Source organism: Sporanaerobacter acetigenes DSM 13106, assembly GCF_900130025.1.
GTDB lineage: Bacteria > Bacillota > Clostridia > Tissierellales > Sporanaerobacteraceae > Sporanaerobacter > Sporanaerobacter acetigenes.
Genome location: NZ_FQXR01000003.1, coordinates 240,686 through 258,747 on the forward strand (window position 1 = coordinate 240,686; position 18,062 = coordinate 258,747).

19 protein-coding genes, 1 other RNA gene and 1 other annotated feature are annotated in these 18,062 nt (G+C 30.0%); of the genes, 2 read left to right on the plus strand and 18 right to left on the minus strand.

Annotated elements, in window-relative coordinates:
- Nucleotides 1–253 precede the first annotated feature (253 nt).
- On the minus strand, nt 254–1,438 hold the full coding sequence (locus BUA21_RS03495) for a ComEC/Rec2 family competence protein (RefSeq protein WP_072743284.1): 1,185 nt from the start codon (nt 1,436–1,438) through the stop codon (nt 254–256).
- A gap of 155 nt (nt 1,439–1,593) precedes the next feature.
- Between BUA21_RS03495 and BUA21_RS14660 the strand changes: the two genes are divergently transcribed.
- Nucleotides 1,594–1,758 (plus strand): hypothetical protein, encoded by a 165-nt coding sequence (locus tag BUA21_RS14660; protein WP_158281661.1) that lies wholly within the window; start codon nt 1,594–1,596, stop codon nt 1,756–1,758.
- A 54-nt stretch (nt 1,759–1,812) separates the two neighbouring features.
- Nucleotides 1,813–2,022, plus strand: a complete 210-nt coding sequence (locus BUA21_RS03500; RefSeq protein ID WP_072743285.1) for a hypothetical protein — start codon at nt 1,813–1,815, stop codon at nt 2,020–2,022.
- A gap of 73 nt (nt 2,023–2,095) precedes the next feature.
- Here the strand turns inward: BUA21_RS03500 and rnpB are convergent.
- From rnpB to BUA21_RS03585, 17 genes are all read right to left on the minus strand, one after another.
- Nucleotides 2,096–2,434, minus strand: an RNA gene (gene rnpB, locus BUA21_RS03505) — RNase P RNA component class A.
- Nucleotides 2,435–2,478: 44 nt separating this feature from the next.
- Entirely contained in the window at nt 2,479–3,213 is a 735-nt protein-coding gene (locus tag BUA21_RS03510; protein ID WP_072743286.1) for a zinc ribbon domain-containing protein, read from the minus strand.
- Nucleotides 3,214–3,230: 17 nt separating this feature from the next.
- A complete protein-coding gene (locus BUA21_RS03515) occupies nt 3,231–4,025 on the minus strand; it encodes a Nif3-like dinuclear metal center hexameric protein (protein WP_072743287.1) in 795 nt (264 codons plus the stop codon).
- A complete protein-coding gene (locus tag BUA21_RS03520) occupies nt 4,012–4,710 on the minus strand; it encodes a tRNA (adenine(22)-N(1))-methyltransferase (RefSeq protein WP_072743288.1) in 699 nt (232 codons plus the stop codon). Before BUA21_RS03520 ends, BUA21_RS03515 begins: the two co-directional genes overlap by 14 nt.
- Nucleotides 4,711–4,772: 62 nt before the next feature.
- Nucleotides 4,773–5,882, minus strand: a complete 1,110-nt coding sequence (gene rpoD / locus BUA21_RS03525; RefSeq protein ID WP_072743440.1) for an RNA polymerase sigma factor RpoD — start codon at nt 5,880–5,882, stop codon at nt 4,773–4,775.
- A gap of 33 nt (nt 5,883–5,915) precedes the next feature.
- A complete protein-coding gene (gene dnaG, locus BUA21_RS03530; RefSeq protein ID WP_072743289.1) occupies nt 5,916–7,730 on the minus strand; it encodes a DNA primase in 1,815 nt (604 codons plus the stop codon).
- An 86-nt stretch (nt 7,731–7,816) separates the two neighbouring features.
- On the minus strand, nt 7,817–8,833 hold the full coding sequence (locus tag BUA21_RS03535; protein WP_072743290.1) for a deoxyguanosinetriphosphate triphosphohydrolase: 1,017 nt from the start codon (nt 8,831–8,833) through the stop codon (nt 7,817–7,819).
- Between the two features lie 142 nt (nt 8,834–8,975).
- Entirely contained in the window at nt 8,976–9,803 is an 828-nt protein-coding gene (locus BUA21_RS03540) for a pyruvate, water dikinase regulatory protein (RefSeq protein ID WP_072743291.1), read from the minus strand.
- Nucleotides 9,804–9,815: 12 nt separating this feature from the next.
- Entirely contained in the window at nt 9,816–10,463 is a 648-nt protein-coding gene (locus tag BUA21_RS03545; protein ID WP_327198031.1) for a helix-turn-helix transcriptional regulator, read from the minus strand.
- Nucleotides 10,464–10,513: 50 nt separating this feature from the next.
- Nucleotides 10,514–12,595: a glycine--tRNA ligase subunit beta gene (glyS, locus tag BUA21_RS03550; RefSeq protein ID WP_072743293.1), complete on the minus strand. Its 2,082-nt coding sequence runs from the start codon at nt 12,593–12,595 to the stop codon at nt 10,514–10,516.
- Nucleotides 12,588–13,475, minus strand: coding sequence for a glycine--tRNA ligase subunit alpha (gene glyQ, locus BUA21_RS03555; RefSeq protein ID WP_072743294.1), 888 nt, complete (start codon nt 13,473–13,475; stop codon nt 12,588–12,590). The genes glyS and glyQ overlap by 8 nt, the downstream gene beginning before the upstream one ends.
- Nucleotides 13,476–13,537: 62 nt before the next feature.
- Nucleotides 13,538–13,710, minus strand: a binding site (T-box leader).
- Between the two features lie 54 nt (nt 13,711–13,764).
- Nucleotides 13,765–14,217 carry a DUF4342 domain-containing protein gene (locus BUA21_RS03560; RefSeq protein WP_072743295.1) on the minus strand — a complete coding sequence of 151 codons (453 nt, stop codon included), beginning with the start codon at nt 14,215–14,217 and terminating at the stop codon, nt 13,765–13,767.
- 1 nt (nt 14,218) lies between these two features.
- Nucleotides 14,219–14,980, minus strand: coding sequence for a DNA repair protein RecO (gene recO / locus BUA21_RS03565; protein ID WP_072743296.1), 762 nt, complete (start codon nt 14,978–14,980; stop codon nt 14,219–14,221).
- 15 nt (nt 14,981–14,995) lie between these two features.
- Complete coding sequence (gene era / locus BUA21_RS03570) at nt 14,996–15,880, minus strand: GTPase Era (RefSeq protein WP_072743297.1); 885 nt, start codon at nt 15,878–15,880, stop codon at nt 14,996–14,998.
- A gap of 10 nt (nt 15,881–15,890) precedes the next feature.
- A complete protein-coding gene (locus tag BUA21_RS03575) occupies nt 15,891–16,292 on the minus strand; it encodes a cytidine deaminase (protein WP_072743442.1) in 402 nt (133 codons plus the stop codon).
- 11 nt (nt 16,293–16,303) lie between these two features.
- Complete coding sequence (locus tag BUA21_RS03580; RefSeq protein WP_072743298.1) at nt 16,304–17,350, minus strand: DUF3048 domain-containing protein; 1,047 nt, start codon at nt 17,348–17,350, stop codon at nt 16,304–16,306.
- A 12-nt stretch (nt 17,351–17,362) separates the two neighbouring features.
- Complete coding sequence (locus BUA21_RS03585) at nt 17,363–18,061, minus strand: diacylglycerol kinase (RefSeq protein WP_072743299.1); 699 nt, start codon at nt 18,059–18,061, stop codon at nt 17,363–17,365.
- Nucleotide 18,062: the final 1 nt, after the last annotated feature.

Consider the following 18,062-nt stretch of genomic DNA (forward strand, 5'->3'; position numbering starts at 1 on the left):
TTTTAGATAACTTTACCTTATTATTCTTCTGTTTTTCATTTATTTATCGGGGGTTTTACACAATCACCTCCTAATTTTAGTCCCTTGTATATCTTTATGATATAAATATGGATTTTATTTGTGTTTTTTATTTTTTCTAGAAAATCTTTTATCATTATTTTCATATATTATCAAAATAGAACTTTTATATTCGTTGCAAGAAAATATCGTCCATACTCAAATTGATGGGTATGGACGATATTTTCTTACTTATTTAATTTATATTGCTCCTTTTATGTAGTACCCTATATTTTTCACGCATAGATATATAAGAAATACTTGATTTTGGATATTGACAACTTTCTACATTAAACGAAAGTTCCTCCCCATCAGACTCTACCACTATAGTGCCTAGCTTATCTGTACGATATAGTTTTGCCCCTACTTCTTTCAATCTATCTAATACGCATTTGTCAGGCTGACCATAAAAACTATGAAAACCTACACTTATAACTGCATATTTAGGAGAAACGGCTTTTAAAAATTGCCTACTTGATGATGTACAACTACCATGATGACCAACCTTCAATACATCGGCTTTTATGTTAAAACCATTCTTTATCATTTCAGATTCAGAATAAGTTTCTGCATCTCCTGTAAATAGAAAAGAAGTACCTTCATAAACTAATTTAGTAACTATAGAATAATTGTTTACTCTTTTATATTCTCCTCCATTTGGAGCAAGTATTTCTAAATAACTCTCTCCCAATCTAATTATTTTTTCTGGATCTGGATGTATAATATTTATGTTTTTTTCTTGTATCATATTTAAAAAATCATTGTGTTTCTTTTGATACCTTTCTTTTGAAAAAGGATTGGTTTTTAAAAGAACAACATTTTCTACAGACATATTTTTGAGTATTTTGGGAAATCCTCCTATGTGATCTGGGTGAGGATGTGTAGCTATAATATAATCTAATTTTTTTATACCAATTTTCTTCAAATATTTAATTATGTTCCTTGAATTTATTCTATATCCCCCATCAATTAGCATATTTTTACCAGATTGTTCTATTAAAATAGAATCACCTTGACCAACATTCAAAAAATGTATTCTCAATATATCCTTGCCTGCTTTAGTATTAGCTAAATTAATTTTTGATCTCTTTTTAAAAATCCCTACATTAAAAAACGAATGAAACACTCCAAAGCCACTGACAAGCATTAAAATAATTGAAATTAAAAAAATATATTTGATATTTCCTACACTTATGCCCGCGATATTTGCCTTCAAAATATCTACGAATGAAAAAAACGCAAATGGAAAAGAAAGTAAAAATACAATTGCACCCCATGTATGTATAAAATAATATATAGATAATATATAATATAAAATAGCAATTATTTCTTTCCAAAGAGTATTACTTCTAAAACCAGGAACAAAATCAAAGAAATTCATCAGAATCACCCCTTATTTTCTTCCTATAAATATCATTATATCATTAAATTCAACTAATTTTTAGAAAAATGTAGCTTTTGTATTATTGATACAAAATGATATAATCAATTTAAGAATATATTGGAAAGTGAAAATATTATATCAGGAGGTTAGAAATGGTACTTGGATTGTTGATTACAGTATTTGTATTTGCTTTTATACTTATGATATTTTTATTTGTAGGAGTGACTATAACATTTAGTCTGTTTGCAAAATTGTTAGCTCCATTTGCATTGATAGGTTTAGGTATTTATCTTATTGACAAAAACAATAAAGTCTAAATGTTAAAAATATGATATAATATATATAAACAACTCAATAAGGAGGCGGCCGACATGGCTGAAGCACTATTAAATGATATTGTATCAGCCTTAGCTGAACTGACAGATGAAGTAAATAATATGGAAAATAATATGAACTACTATCAAAAAAATATGACCAAAAAAATTCAAATTATAGAAAAAAAGATAGATACTAAAAATGGTAAAAATTTAGACAATCAAGTATGGATTAATGAATACTTCACATGGATGCATATGAATTAGATAAAGCCTACAAAAAATTGTAGGCTTTAATTATTTATAAAACCAGCCAAAGGTCACATCCATTGACTTATATATAATGAGTAGATCTGTAAGCCGAGTTCTGTCTTAGACGGTCATCTATCTAAGACCTATTGTTGCCAATAGGTTCTTGCGACCTACCTACGGGACGACAACGAGCAGCTGTCTTTTTATGTCCCTACTTGGTCTTGCTCCAGATGGGGTTTACAGAGCCAACTAGTCGCCTAGTTGCTGGTGAGCTCTTACCTCACCTTTCCACCCTTACCTATTGCTAGGCGGTATATTTCTGTTGCACTATCCTTGGGGTCACCCCCACTGGGTATTACCCAGCATCCTGCCCTATGGAGCTCGGACTTTCCTCATGCAAAATGCACGTGACCATCCGATCTACTCATTTCTTCAGTTTTTCAGCATAAATACTATAACACATATATTAAACTATTGCAAAGGTAATTTTTGTGAATTATCTACAAAGTATAAAATTCTACCACAATTTTCACATTGAACTATTTCATGACTCTCTTTTACTTTATTTATTAAGTAAGTTGGCAATATCATATGACATCCACTGCATTCATCTCCTATGATTTCTGCCATAACCTTTTCCTTGTTATTTTTAATATTTTTATATTTTTCATATATACCCTTTTCTAGCTTTGAAGATATTTCATATATATAATCAATTTCTTCTTTTGCATTTTGCCTTAGTTCATCGGTAACCTTCTTGTATTCTTCAGCATATCTTTTAAATTCTTCTTTAATATTTTCGTATTCAACTTCTATCTTTCCTATGTCAATTTTAAAATTTTCTATTTCTTCCATTAAAGATATTATCTCAATTTCTACATCATTTATGTCTTTTCTTATATTTTTGCTTTCTTTGTCCATATAATCTAATTGTTTTAAATCTGTAATAGTTCCACTATATAGCTCTTTCTCAATTTCATCCAATTGAAAATTTAAATCCCTCAATATTTCACTGTTTTTATTTAACTTTTTATCACTTTCATCTATGCTTTTTTTTCTACGCTCTAACTGTAATTCTAAATTTTGAATTTTAATAGTCATATTTTCTATATGACCTTTTTTAGCCAATTCCTCTAACTTCGCTTTTATTTTTTTTAATTTTTCATCGTGTTTTTGAAGTTCCCACAACAATTCTAATTGATCCATAATTTTTACCCCCATTTTCAATATATTTTGAATGGAGCGGTACTTTTTTCGTGTATAAACACCTCTACATTTTTGTTGCTTTCTTTCAAAATTTTTTTCTTAATAATAGGTAGTATAACTTTTTCAGTATTGAAGTGATTTCCATCTATAAGTATAATACCTAATTCATTGGCTAATTGTGCTTCATGATATTTTATATCACTAGTCAAATATAAATCTGCTCCACTCTTGTAAGCAGCAGATATAAAATCTCCTCCACTTCCACTGCATAAAGCAATTCTTCCAATGTTCTTATCTGTTTCTCCATATACCAATAAATTCTCAGCATCTAACTTTTCTTTTACAATATCTAAAAACTCATAAAGATCTATTTCTTCTATATTTCCTACTCTTCCATAGCCATACAGAATGCCATCTAATCCTTCATAAGATGTCTCCAGTACTTCCACATCTTCTAGCCCCAATAGTTCTGCTAATACATCATTTATTCCTCCAATTGCTACATCCAAATTTGTATGAGCATTATATACCACTATATCTTTTTTTATAAGATCACATATAAGTTTTCCTTTATAATTATTTGTAGTTATTTCATAAATAGGGTTAAATAAAATTGGATGATGAGTAATGATCATGTCTACATTTTCTTTTACAGCTTTTTCGTATGTATTTACATCTAAATCCAAAGATACAAGTATTCTTTCTACCTCTTTATCACAATTTCCTATCTGAAATCCCGTATGATCCCAACTATCCACTAAATAAGATGGTGCCCACTTATTCATAATATTCATTATATCAAAAGCTTTCATAGCATCTTAACACCTCTTTATATTTCCCCAATTTTTCAATAAGCTCTTTTTTTCTTTCCACAGCTTTTTCTGATTCTTCACTATCTAATTTTTCAAGAATGTTTTCAGTCTTTTTAATTTTATATTGTATGTATTCCTTCATTTGTAAATCTCTTTTATCAACTAATATCTTACTTAATTCATAATATATCTCATCTTCTATACAATCCTTTCCATGCTTTGCATATATTATCTCATAATGTTTATCTCCCTCTTTAATTATTTTTTCATCTATTATCTTAAAATTGTTGTTATATAAATATCTTCTCAGTTCATCAGCAGCAATCATAGGCTGTAAAATAAAATCATTTATAGTTTCAGCTATTTGTGCATTAGACTTGATTATATCTATGATGAGTGGTCCTCCCATTCCAGCAATTATGACAGTATCCGCTTCAAAAGGTTTTAAAACCTCTAAGCCATTACCTAATCTAGCTTCTATATTTTCTTCATATCCCAATTCTTCAATAATTTCTTCTGCTTTTTTTAAAGAACCTTTACTTATATCATTAGCTATAACCTTTTTACTTATATTTTTCTCAATTAAATATGCTGGTATATACCCATGATCTGTACCTATATCGGCTACTATAGAATGATTTTTAACAAAAGTCGCAATACCTAAAAGTCTTGGAGATAGCTTCATATGTCTTTCCTTCCTTTTTTTGTAATGTAAAAATTAAAGATTCGCATTGGCGAATCCCTAATTTATTCTAAAAAATCTTTTAATTTTTTACTTCTACTTGGATGCCTAAGTTTTCTCAATGCTTTAGCCTCTATTTGTCTAATTCTCTCTCTTGTTACATCAAATTCTTTTCCTACTTCTTCTAGAGTTCTTGCTCTTCCATCATCTAAACCAAATCTAAGTCTCAAAACTTTTTGTTCCCTTGGTGTAAGAGTATCTAATACATCTAGCAATTGTTCTTTTAAGAGAGTATAAGTAGCAGCTTCTGCTGGTGCTTGTGCTTCATCATCAGGTATAAAATCTCCTAAATGGCTATCTTCTTCTTCGCCAATAGGTGTTTCCAACGAAACTGGTTCTTGTGCTATCTTCATAATTTCTCTTACTTTTTCCACATCCATGTTCATTTCTTTAGCAACTTCTTCTGGAGTAGGATCCCTACCCAATTCTTGCACTAATTGTCTGGATACTCTCATAAGCTTATTTATTGTTTCTACCATATGAACTGGTATCCTTATAGTCCTTGCCTGATCAGCAATAGCTCTAGTGATAGCCTGTCGTATCCACCAAGTAGCATATGTGCTAAATTTATATCCCTTTTTATAGTCAAATTTCTCTACAGCTTTCATAAGTCCTAGATTGCCTTCTTGTATTAAATCAAGGAACAACATACCCCTTCCTACATATCTCTTGGCAATGCTAACTACAAGTCTTAAATTTGCTTCAGCAAGTCGCTTTTTAGCTTCTTCATCTCCAGCTTCCATCCTCTTTGCCAATTCTATCTCTTCTTCAGCTGTAAGAAGTGGTATTTTCCCTATTTCCTTTAAATACATTCTAACTGGATCGTCTACACTAACTCCTTTTGGAACTGACAAATCCTCTTCTTTTATATCTGGAACATCTTCATCATTTTCCTCATCATTTTCCAATAAAATCTCATCATCTTTTTCACCAACTATATCTATCCCCATATCTTCCAAGCTTTGATATACTTCATCTATTTGTTCAGAATCCATATCTATTTCTTCTAAACTATCCATTATTTCTTTATAGGTAAGCATCCCTTGTTTTTTCCCTTTGCTTATCAAAGCTTTTACAGCATCTATTTTTTCTTTTTTATTTTTATCTTTTTCCATATGGTCCACCAGCACTCCCTCCTTTCAGTAAAGCTATTGGTGCAAGTTCAACTCTCTGTCTATTTCTAATATTTGTAAACATAATTGTCTGAATTTTTCAACATCCCTTTCAGTTTTATCTGTTTTTTTATCAATTTCATTTATTTCTTCCGATATTTCTTTTCTTTTTATTTTCAATTTAGAATAAAGAATAGTTTCTATTAAATCTTCTATAACTTTATCCATTTCCCCTTCTTCTATATTTATATCCAAGTTTAAAATTTCTTTTATCTTTTCACTATCTATGTCATCTCTCCCATCAAAATGTTCATAAATACTATATATATTCATATCTTCATTTTTTTCATAAAAGTCAAAAATAAACTTGGCTAACTCTCTGCATTCAAAATTCATAAAATCTTCTGAGTTCAATCTGTTTTTAATTTTTAAAAATTTCTTCTTGTCTTTTAATATTAAAAATATAATACTCTTTTCTGCTTTAAGATGAGCAGGCTCTAAAATATTTTTTACGGGAATTATTTTATCTTTATTATTTCTATAATTAGCATTTATATACTTGTCCTTTGGAATCATTTTGTATTCACTTTTTATTACTTCACTTGATATTCCTGTTTCCTTGGCAATCTTGTCTAAATATACATCTCTTTCTACAGGGCTTTTAATTCCCTTCAAAAACTTTCCCATATCTTTTGTAAACATAATCTTTTCATTAGAATCATCTAGATTATATTTTTTTTTATAGAAATATATTTTAAAATCAATATAATTTAAACCATTTTGAAATAAGTTTTCAAACTTTTCTCTTCCATACTCCTTTATGAAATCATCAGGATCAAAACCCGTAGGTAATATCAACACTTTAGCATTTATTCCTTCTTCTTTTAACAAATCTAAGGCTCTATTTGCAGCATTGATTCCAGCTGTATCAGAATCATAACATATATAAATTTCATCTTTATATCTAGCAAGCATCTTCCCTTGCTCAGGTGTAAAAGCCGTTCCAAGACTGGCTACTGCATAATCTACTCCGCTATTATATAGTGAAACTACATCCATATAGCCTTCTACAAGAACCACTTTTTTTCTATCAGATTCCTTATTTAAAATATTTAATCCATATAAATTATTCCTTTTAGAAAAAACAATTGTTTCAGGAGAATTTAAGTATTTAGGATTTGAAGAATCAATAGATCTTCCACCAAACGCTATAACATTGCCTCTAGTATCCATAATAGGGAACATAATTCTATTTCTGAACCTGTCATAATAACCATTTTTACCTTTTTTCTTGATTATTAATCCAGCCATTTCTAAATTTTCTTCTTTAAATCCTTTTTTTACTAAATAATTATGCAAGCTATCCCATCTGCCATCTGCAAAACCCAGTCCATAAGTCTTTATAGATTTTTCACTTACAGCTCTCTTTTTTAAATAAGATAAAGCCTTCGCATTAGATTTTAAACTATAATAAAAAAACCTAGCAGTTTCCCTATTTATACTATATAAAAGCTTCTTTTTCTTCATAAATTCAACATTTGTTTTGTTTTCATTTTCCTCTATAATTATTCCTGATTTATCTGCTAAAAATTTCACTGCTTCAGGAAAAGATAAATTTTCTTCTTTCATAATAAAAGAAATAACATCTCCACTTTCTCCACAACCAAAGCAATGATAAAATTGTTTTGTAGGTGATACTGAAAATGATGGTGTCTTTTCATCGTGAAATGGACACAATCCCACATAATTCGAGCCTGTCCTTTTTAAATTTATATATTGAGATATTATCTCAACAATATCACTACTTGAACGAACCCTTTCTATTATTTCATCATTTATTAAATAACTCATAACAACCACCTTAATAGTAAATACAGTATGCATTTACTAAACACTTAAAATATATTCGACATATCTTTTTGTTTTCCTTCTTTTTTTTAATATTTTTCCCACGGTTTAGGTATGAAAATATTGTAAAACAAATTTATTGCATATCTATCCGTCATTCCTGCAATATAATCACAAATCATATCTTCTTTAGATAATTTTTTTTCTTCATAAAATTTTTTATCAATAACAGATAATTTGTCTGGATAACTCAAATAATAGTCATACAATTCTGTTATGACATACTTGGCCTTTTCTTCTTCAGATTTTGCATTTTTATTTAAATAAACTTTTTCAAACATAAATTCCCTAAGTTTTTTTGTATAATACTCTACCTCATCACTAGTAGAAATTTGTGGGCTATCTATGCTACATTCTATTATATCCAATATCATAGTATTGATTCTTTCCCCATGACTTTTCCCTAATATCTTTATGCAGTCCTTAGGTAAATCTTCATTTCTTATAATATTTGCCCTAATAGCATCATCTATATCATGATTTATATAAGCTATTCTATCTGCTCTTCTAACTACTATGCCTTCTAAAGTATGAGGAAAATTTTTTCCCGTATGATTAAGTATACCATCCCTTACCTCATATGTTAGATTTAATCCAACCCTATGGTCATCATGTTCTAAATAATCCACTACCCTCAAACTTTGCTCATTGTGCCTAAATCCTCCGGGATGAAGCTCATTTAGTACTTTTTCTCCTGTGTGGCCAAATGGTGTATGCCCTAAATCATGTCCTAGTGCTATAGCTTCAGTTAAATCTTCGTTTAATCTAAGGGCTCTAGATATTGTTCTGGAAATTTGAGCTACTTCCAATGTATGAGTAAGCCTTGTTCTGTAATGATCGCCTCCAGGAGATATAAATACTTGCGTCTTGTGTTTTAACCTTCTAAAGGCTTTTGAATGTATAATTCTATCTCTATCTCGTTGAAAATCTGTTCTAATTTCACATTTGTCTTCTAAAGTCATTCTCCCCTTTGTTTCTGAACTCAAAGTAGCATATTGAGAAAGAATTGTTCTTTCAATTTCTTCAGTTTTAAATCGTATATTCATATTATATATACTCCTTTTACATAAATGCTTAAAAGTATTCTTGCTATTATATATACAACAAAACTATTTATAATCCTTTATTTTTGTAATATTTTTATGATTACTTTAAAAGGAAAATAGAAGTGTTGTATATACAACACTTCTATTTTCCATAATCATCTCCAAAATTGTGTTTCATTATTTCCAATATTATCCCTGCTGTTTCTTCTACCGCCTTATTGGAAACATCTATGACTTTACATTGCAACTTCTCCATTATCTTTTTCGAATATTCAAGTTCTTCTTCTATCCTCGAAATACTTGCATAATTGGCATTATTGCTAAGTCCAAGAGCTTTTAATCTTTCTTGTCTTATTTCATTGAGTTTTTGGGAATTTGCAATCAACCCAAAAACTCTTTTCGTATCCTTTTCAAAAAGTTCTGCTGGTGCAGGCACTTCAGGTACCAGTGGCACATTAGCTACTTTAAAATTTTTATGCGCTAGATACATACTAAGTGGCGTTTTAGAAGTCCTAGATACACCAACTAAAACTATATCTGCCTTTTTTATACCTCTTGTGTCTTTTCCATCATCATATTTAACTGCAAATTCAACCGCCTCAACTTTTTTAAAATATTGTTCATCTAATTTTCTTATAAGACCTGATTCTCTTTTTGGCTCAAATCCAACTACAGTTTCTATAGCATCTAATATGGGGCTCATCAAATCTACAGCTGGTATGTTATATTCTTTTGATTTTTCCACAATGAATTTTTTTAGCCTCTCTATAACAATAGTAAAAACTATAATGCTTCTTTCTTCTTTAGCTTCTTCAAGTATTTCTATTATTTGTTCTTCTTCAGTCACATATGGAAATCTTCTGACTTCATATTTTTCTGTATTGAATTGACTCACAGCAGCTTTTGCAACCTGTTCACCTGTTTCTCCAATGGAATCTGACAAAATATAAACTACTACATTTCCATCCATAAATTTACCCCCTTAATCATTCTTCCCAAGCTCTACAAACAATCGGGTAATAGTAGTTTTGGAAATTTTTCCTATGATTCTGTATTCACTTTTCCCATCTTTTATTTCAACTTCTTCTACTACTGGAATACTATCTACTTCATGATCTATAATTTTCATAGCTGCATCTAATATAGTTTCTTCTGGTTTTGTAACAACAATATTTGGCATTCTTGTCATAATGACTCCTATAGGCGTTTTGTTTAAATCTAGTCCCCCTATAGCATTTTTTAAAAAATCCTTTCTTGAAACTACTCCTGTTAAAAAACCATTAGATGTAACAAATATTGAACTCACATCTTCTAAAAAAAGTGTAACTATAGAATCGTAAATACTTGATTCTTCGTCAACCACTATTGGAACAGATTTTACTTCAGATACTTTTATTTTTCTTATACTTTCAGAAACAAAGCTAAAAGCTGTCTTTCCAGTATAAAAATATCCTACTTTAGGCCTAGCATCTAAAATTCCAGACATAGTAAGTATGGCTAAATCTGGCCTCAATGTAGATCTTGTAAGCTTCAGTCTTTGGGCAATAGCTTCTCCAGTAATAGGTTCATTTTCTTTAACAATATCTATTATTTTTTCTTGTCTCTCACTTAATTGGATAAAAATCACCACCCCTCACATGATGGTTCATTTCAAATAAGCCCACAAATGTGGGCTTATATTTACTTGTTTACTATTTTTGATAAATCACAAATCATAAGCATGGTATCAGATATTTTTCTTACAAGTCCTAATCTATTGTGCTTTATTTTTTCATCCTCAACCATTACCATTACATTGTCAAAGAAACTATCAATAGGTTCTTTGAGAGAAATCATATAATCTAGTGCTCTATCATATTCTTTTTTGTTAAGAGAGGCTATTACTTTCTCTTCAACAATATTAAATGTCTCATAAAGTCTTATTTCTTCTTTCTCCACTAATAAATCTCTTTTAACTTCATTAGTTTCTGATTTATCAGCTAATGTCTTTACTCTATTGAAAGCCTGAAGTATATCATTTAATTCTTCTTTATTTAACCATGTATTTAACTTATCTGCTCTAAGTTTCATATCGAATACATCATCTATTCCTGTAGCTAATATAGCATCTACTATATCATATCTAAAGCCCATATCTATAAACATATTTTTTATCCTTCCATTGAAAAACTCCAATATGTCCCCTTTTACTTGATTGTAATCAAAAGCTAATCCATTTTCTTCTACATAAATATATAGTGCAAAATCTATTAGTTCTCCTAATGAAAGATTCAATTTTTTATCTAATATTATATTTATTATACCTAAAGCCTGCCTTCTTAGTCCATAAGGGTCTTGAGAACCCGTCGGCTGAATTCCTATGGCAAAACATCCGGCAATGGTATCTAACTTATCAGCAATGCTTAAAACAGCTCCTGCTGTAGTTGTTGGAAGTTCATCTCCAGCATATCTAGGAAGATATTGCTCATATATGGCTAAGCTTGTTATCTCATTTTCTCCTGATATCTTTGCATATTCCCTACCCATGACTCCTTGAAGTTCAGTAAATTCATCTACCATTTTAGTCACTAAATCGGCTTTTGATAAATATCCTGCTCTTTCAATATTTTTTGCTGTTTCTTCTCCTACCTCAAGATAATTGCCAATTTTAACTGCTAACTTTTGAATTCTAATAGTTTTGTCATAGAGAGTTCCCAATTTTTCTTGAAATACAATATCTTTTAAACTTTCTACACAATTTTCTAGAGGCTCTTTCTTATCTTCATTAAAGAAAAACTTTGCATCTTCTAACCTTGCACCTATTACTTTTTCATTTCCCTTTATAACCATATCTATATGATCTTCATTTCCATTTCTTACAGTTATAAAATATGGCAGCAATCTTTTTTTGTCATCTATCACCGGAAAATATCTCTGATGTTCTTTCATAGGAGTAATGACTACTTCTTTAGGTAGTTCCAAATATTCCTCTTTTATTCTACCTATAATTGGTGTTGGATATTCTACTATATTAGTTATTTCATCTAGTAGCCCTTCATCTTGCAATATATTCCCGCCTTTTTCTCTAGCTAGTTTCTCACAACCATATTTTATTTTTTCTTTTCTTGTATTTGCATCAACTATTACATAATTTTCTTTTAGTTTTGAAATATACTCATCTACATTTCCTATTTCTATATGACTACTACCTAAAAATCTGTGACCCCTAGTTATATTTGAAGCAACTATTCCTTCCAAATCAAATTCTACAACTTTATCATTCAACATTGATAATATCCATCTAATAGGCCTTGCAAAACGTAAATTTTTGCCTCCCCATTTCATAGATTTAGGAAAAGATATAGATTTTATCATATTAGCCATATTTTCTTTTAATATATCTTCTACGAGTTTTCCTTCTTTAACCTTATTTACATATACATATTCTTCTCCATTATGTTCTTGTAAAAATACATCATCCAAACTAGCTCCTTGGCCCCTCACAAAACCTTCTAAGGCTTTTGTTGGGTTTCCGTCTTTATCAAAAGCTATTTTTTTTGATGGTCCCTTAACTACTTCTTTTAGATCCTCTTGATTTTCTGCCAAACCGTCTATTAGAAGTACCAATCTTCTTGGTGTTGAATTCAACTTTATTTCTTGAAATTCAATTCTCTCATTTTTAAGTAATTTTGTAGTATAATTTTTCATCTGCTCTAAAGTGTTTTTTACAAACCTTGCAGGCATTTCTTCTACTCCAATTTCTAATAAGTATTTATTACTCATTAGACACACCTCCCTTATTTAAGAGGGGATACCCAAGTTCTTCTCTTTCCTCTAAATATCTTTGCGCTACAAGTTTAGCTAGATTTCTAACTCTACTTATATAATGAGTTCTCTCCGTGACAGAAATAGCACCTCTAGCATCTAATACATTGAACGCATGAGAACACTTAAGTACATAATCATAACTAGGAAGCACTAGACCTTCTTCAATAGCTCTTCTTGCTTCTTCTTCATACATATTGAATAATGTAATTAAACTTTCTATATTAGCTTTTTCAAAACTGTATACAGACTGTTCATATTCCGCTTGCTTGAATATTTCCCCATATTTAATTCTATCATTCCACTGAATATCAAATATATTGTCTACATCTTGAAGATACATTGCTATCCTCTCTAGACCATAAGTAAGTTCCGCTGATTCCAAATCGCAGTTTACACTACCTATTTGTTGAAAATATGTAAATTGAGTGATTTCCATTCCATCTAACCATACTTCCCAGCCTAGACCCCAAGCACCTAAAGTAGGAGCCTCCCAATTATCTTCAACAAATCTTATATCATGTTTTAAAGGTTCTATACCTATCGCTTTCAAACTTTCCAAGTAAAGATCTTGCACATCTTCTGGAGAAGGTTTTAAAATAACTTGTAGTTGATGATGTTGATAAACCCTGTTTGGATTTTCTCCATACCTTGCATCTGCAGGTCTCCTTGATGGTTCTACATATACTACCTTCCAGGGTTCTGGACCTAATGCCCTTAAAAAAGTATGTGGATTCATTGTCCCAGCACCTTTTTCTACATCATAAGGCTCTAGAATAATGCACCCCTTACTTCCCCAGTATTCAAGTAATTTCAGCATTAATTCCTGAAAATACATCTTTGTTACCTCCTTAATTTGTGGATTAAAAATATTTTGACATAAAAAAACCTTTACATCCCTATAGGGACGAAAGGTAACTTCCGCGGTTCCACCCTACTTAATACCTTTAAAAGGTATTCTCTCATAATATATGCTCAGAAGTGCCCTTCATCAATTCATTATACCAGGCTCTCACCATCCCTAGCTCGCTTATATAATATATATTGACTATTGTCTTCTTCATTGCATAGTTTCTTTAGTTTATCTATAATTAATAATCTAGCAAAAAAATTTAAGATTGTCAATACTATGCATTATTATCTTCTGAATCTGAAGATTGCTTACTGCCTGACATTTTCTTTTCTACAGCTTCATTAATATTTACAACTTCTCCATTTTCTTTTACTATTTCAAAGGTGCATTTTGAAAATAAAGCTGTGCTAAAACCTAATAGTGCAATTTGAGGAGATAATACTGTACCTATTGCCCCAGCAGTAACTGGTATATTCATGATTATTTCTCCATCTTTTCTTATAATTATCTTTGTCACATTACCTTTTTTTAAAGATTCCTTCAATTTTTCAAATATTTGCTCACCTGTATTTCCTAAATTTTGTGCAAAGGTTTTATCCTTGCTTTCAATATAGACAATAGCCTCAACTACATCTCCATCACAAGCTTCCAATGCTTCCTTTGCTTCTTTATAACTAGCATTAGTTCTTGCAACTACTTTATCAATATCATCTAAAGATATATCCATATTAGGCACCTCCATTCTTTTCAATTGATTTAATAAAATTTAATGAATTAAAATGATCTTTTTCTATGCATGTCAATATATATTGTACCAAAATATCCTGCAATTTAATCATGACATCTTTAGGCATCTTGATTTCATCTAAATTGTCAAGGGAAGTATATAAAAGAAGTTTTAAATATTTAAGCATAGCTCCATCCATATATCGGCTAGTCTTTTCTAAATTAGAACAATTTTCACATATAATCCCGCCTTGCTTTATACTAAATCTTAGCTTATCATTTATTACATCCTTTCCACACATAACACAATTATCTAAAAATGGTCTAAAGCCTAAAAATGATATATATTTTATTTCAAAACTAATTACAAATTTCAAAAAATCATCATCCATATTAGACAGTATACTCAAAGCTTTTATCAGAAGCTTAAAAAGTTTTTCATTTGGTTCTTCTTCGACAATAGAAGAATCAATAAGTTCTAAAAGATATGTACCGTATAGAAGTCTGTTCATATCTTCTCTTATGTCATAGAAAGAATCTAAAATATCACCTTGGCTTATGTGGTAAAAATTTTTGCCTTTATAAAAAGTATATTCACTATAAGAAAAAACTTGACTACTAGCAATAAAGGGGCTTCTTGGTCTCAATGCTCCTCTAGCAATAGCATGAATTTTCCCATATTTTAAAGAAAATATATTCAATATCTTATCTGTTTCTTCAAACTTTGTTTCTCTTAAAACTATTCCTTCAGATTTTACAAGCATTTAGTCACTCCAATACTATTCATATCCAAAATACTTTACCTTGTTTTCCTTATCTCTCCAATTTTTTTCTACTTTCACCCATAGCTGTAAATTAACTTGACTTCCCAAAAGATTTTCTATATCAATTCTAGCGCTTTTGCCTATACCTTTTAGTTTTCTTCCATTCTTGCCAATGATAATTCCCTTGTGAGATTCCTTTTCGCAATAAATTGTAGCATGAACATCTATTATATCTTTGTCATCTCTTGTATTAATCATATCAATTGCTATAAATACCCCATGAGGAACTTCTTCTTCCAGATAATTAAGAGCTTTTTCCCTTATAATTTCAGCTATGATAAACCTCTCAGGTTGATCTGTTATCATATCTTCTGGAAAATATTGTGGCCCTTCTGGCATCATCTTTTTTAATACATCTATATAAAGTGACACGTTGGTTCCATTCATTGCAGAAACAGGTATTATATCATCAAACATATTTAATCGTCTATATGTATCCATTATTTCAGCTATATCCTCTTTTGAAAGCTTATCTATTTTATTTATAACTAATATTTTAGGTGTTCTAACACCCTTCAATTGCACAATAATATTTTCATCTAATGGTCCTATTTTTTTGCTATTGTCTACTATAAAAGTAACAACATCAACTTCATTTAACGTACTCTTAGACACATTCATCATATATTCATCTAATTTGTTTTTAGGTTTATGAATACCTGGGGTATCAATAAAAACTATTTGAAAATCATTTTGAGTATATACACATTGAATTTTATTTCTTGTAGTCTGAGGTTTATCTGAAATAATTGAAACCTTTTCTCCAATTATAAAATTTAAAAGTGTTGATTTTCCTACATTGGGTCTACCTATTATAGTCACAAAACCTGATTTATACATAGCATCACTCCTATTTTTCTGAATTTTCTAAGTCTTCTGGTCCAAAACTATATGGCAACAATTCTTCTAAAGTATATTCTTTGTATTCATCTATTGATTTAGCAATAATTATTTTGGCATTTTCCCCAAATTCTCTTATGACTTGTCTACAAACTCCACATGGATAAGTAAATCCTGCATCTCCTACTATAGCTATAGCTTTTATATTTCTCTTCCCTTCTGAAATTGCTTTGAAAATAGCAGTTCTTTCAGCACAGTTTGTAGGGCTATATGAGGCCGACTCAATATTGCACCCTCCATATATACTCCCATCTTCCATAAGTACTGCTGCTCCTACATGAAAATTCGAATAAGGTACATAAGCCATTTTTTTAGCTTCAAACGCTTTTTCTATAAGTTCTCTTTCATTCACAGTAATCACTCCTATTTGATAATTAAATTTGGTTTTATATTTGTCACTTGAATCCAAGTGACTCCAGAATTTAATTTTATTTCCTTTCCACTTTCATCATAATATTTAGTTTTAGCGTTTCTAGAACTTTTAGTCCAAGTAATATTTTGCCCCTGTCCATTGGTTATATATATACCATTTCCACTACCTATCAAATCAATTTTAAGTCTACCTTCTTTATCAATAACTTTTGTATTAGCCTCTTGTATTATAATATTTTTAACTACAATTGGCACATTGTAGCACTCATCAATATGTAACTTACCATCTTTATATCTTTTATAATTTTTTTCAATCTCATCATACACATATTGAGTATTATTTTCATTGTTATAAATAATACTTACGTCTTTTGCAGAAAAACCATTTATTTCAGTATCTTCAGTGAAAAATTTAAATCCTTCAAAATTTCCTTCTAATTTATATCCTCTTTCAGCTTGAGTTTTTCGTATAATATTCATACTGGTATAAAGATTATGAGGCTTTTTTTTACCATTCTTTGTATTTCTATAAAAAACACTTGGTGAACTTGATAATCCATCAATATCTGCAATACCTAAAATTTTTATATCTTTTTTAGCTTCCTCGCTTCCACCAACCCTTACATATATGGGATCATACTCCAATAGAGTAGTAACAAAATAAGGTCTTGAACTTCTAATTGGCCCCAGTTCCTGTGGATCATTTAGAAGAAATATTCCCATATATCTTGTATAAGGTGCTTCTACCATAAATTCATAAACTACTTCCGCTTCTGAAAGGCCCGCTTGCCATCTAGCTCTTGGATGATTATCAAACATAACTGCTACTGGTCTTCTATTTATTTTCTCCTCAGATGCATAAATCCCACTTAAAGGTGAAGAAATCCCTTCCTTCAAATCTTCGCCTTTCTTTTCATCTTCTTCATCGCCAATGATCACTATTTCTTCATTATCTTCTATCTCCACATCATCTTTTTTACAACCTACAGAAACTAAACTTATAGAAAATACTAATAATATAAATAGTATTTTTTTCATAAATTCCTCCTGTTAACCTATGATTTGAAAAACTAAAATTCCTATTAAAGTTCCCAATATAGCACCTGTAATGACTTCAAAAGTGCTATGAATTTTTCCTTCCACTCTACTTTCCCCTAATAGTATAGCCATAAAATAAGCCAATGTTGTAATCAACACGTTTCCTGCTAAGAAACTTATGATTGTTGCTATTAAAAATCCAATAGCTGAATGTCCACTAACTATTCCTCCCTTAAAAGGAGTACCTGTTTGAGCTATTGTTTTTATAACTACAATTATAATTATAACTAAAAATATAGATATAAAAGTCAAATGAATTGGTGAATTTTTGATTTTAAATAATAGTACATGGGAATAAGGATTTAATCTATCAAAAAACAATAAATAACCCACTACTATAGCATTTATAGCTGATACGAGAACTGCCCCTGCTGCTACATCTTTTGCAATTTTTGCTAAAGGATGATAATCTTTCGTAAAAAGATCTATGGATTTTTCTATAGATGTATTTATCATTTCTGAGGCTATGACAAAACTTACCGTTAAAAATAATATTAAGAATTCAAGTCTACTAAAATTTAAAAATAGACTTAAAACAAGAACTATAATAGCTAAGCTAAAATGTATCCTCATATTTCTTTGAGTTTTCAATGTGTAAATTATTCCGTCTACCGCATAATTAAAACTATCTATAAGACTTCTAGATTTCATT

Coding starts and splice junctions, on each gene's coding strand:
- BUA21_RS03520 (WP_072743288.1), bottom strand. CDS start 4,710: ATGAAGCTATCTCCAAGACTTTTAGGTATTGCGACTTTTGTTAAAAAT.
- BUA21_RS03560 (WP_072743295.1), bottom strand. CDS start 14,217: ATGGATATATCTTTAGATGATATTGATAAAGTAGTTGCAAGAACTAAT.
- BUA21_RS03495 (WP_072743284.1), bottom strand. CDS start 1,438: ATGAATTTCTTTGATTTTGTTCCTGGTTTTAGAAGTAATACTCTTTGG.
- rpoD (WP_072743440.1), bottom strand. CDS start 5,882: ATGGAAAAAGATAAAAATAAAAAAGAAAAAATAGATGCTGTAAAAGCT.
- BUA21_RS03500 (WP_072743285.1), top strand. CDS start 1,813: ATGGCTGAAGCACTATTAAATGATATTGTATCAGCCTTAGCTGAACTG.
- era (WP_072743297.1), bottom strand. CDS start 15,880: ATGTATAAATCAGGTTTTGTGACTATAATAGGTAGACCCAATGTAGGA.
- BUA21_RS14660 (WP_158281661.1), top strand. CDS start 1,594: ATGGTACTTGGATTGTTGATTACAGTATTTGTATTTGCTTTTATACTT.
- BUA21_RS03515 (WP_072743287.1), bottom strand. CDS start 4,025: ATGAAAGCTTTTGATATAATGAATATTATGAATAAGTGGGCACCATCT.
- BUA21_RS03510 (WP_072743286.1), bottom strand. CDS start 3,213: ATGGATCAATTAGAATTGTTGTGGGAACTTCAAAAACACGATGAAAAA.
- glyQ (WP_072743294.1), bottom strand. CDS start 13,475: ATGTATTTTCAGGAATTAATGCTGAAATTACTTGAATACTGGGGAAGT.
- BUA21_RS03540 (WP_072743291.1), bottom strand. CDS start 9,803: ATGGATGGAAATGTAGTAGTTTATATTTTGTCAGATTCCATTGGAGAA.
- glyS (WP_072743293.1), bottom strand. CDS start 12,595: ATGAGTAATAAATACTTATTAGAAATTGGAGTAGAAGAAATGCCTGCA.
- dnaG (WP_072743289.1), bottom strand. CDS start 7,730: ATGAGTTATTTAATAAATGATGAAATAATAGAAAGGGTTCGTTCAAGT.
- BUA21_RS03585 (WP_072743299.1), bottom strand. CDS start 18,061: ATGAAATCTAGAAGTCTTATAGATAGTTTTAATTATGCGGTAGACGGA.
- recO (WP_072743296.1), bottom strand. CDS start 14,980: ATGCTTGTAAAATCTGAAGGAATAGTTTTAAGAGAAACAAAGTTTGAA.
- BUA21_RS03535 (WP_072743290.1), bottom strand. CDS start 8,833: ATGAATATACGATTTAAAACTGAAGAAATTGAAAGAACAATTCTTTCT.
- BUA21_RS03580 (WP_072743298.1), bottom strand. CDS start 17,350: ATGAAAAAAATACTATTTATATTATTAGTATTTTCTATAAGTTTAGTT.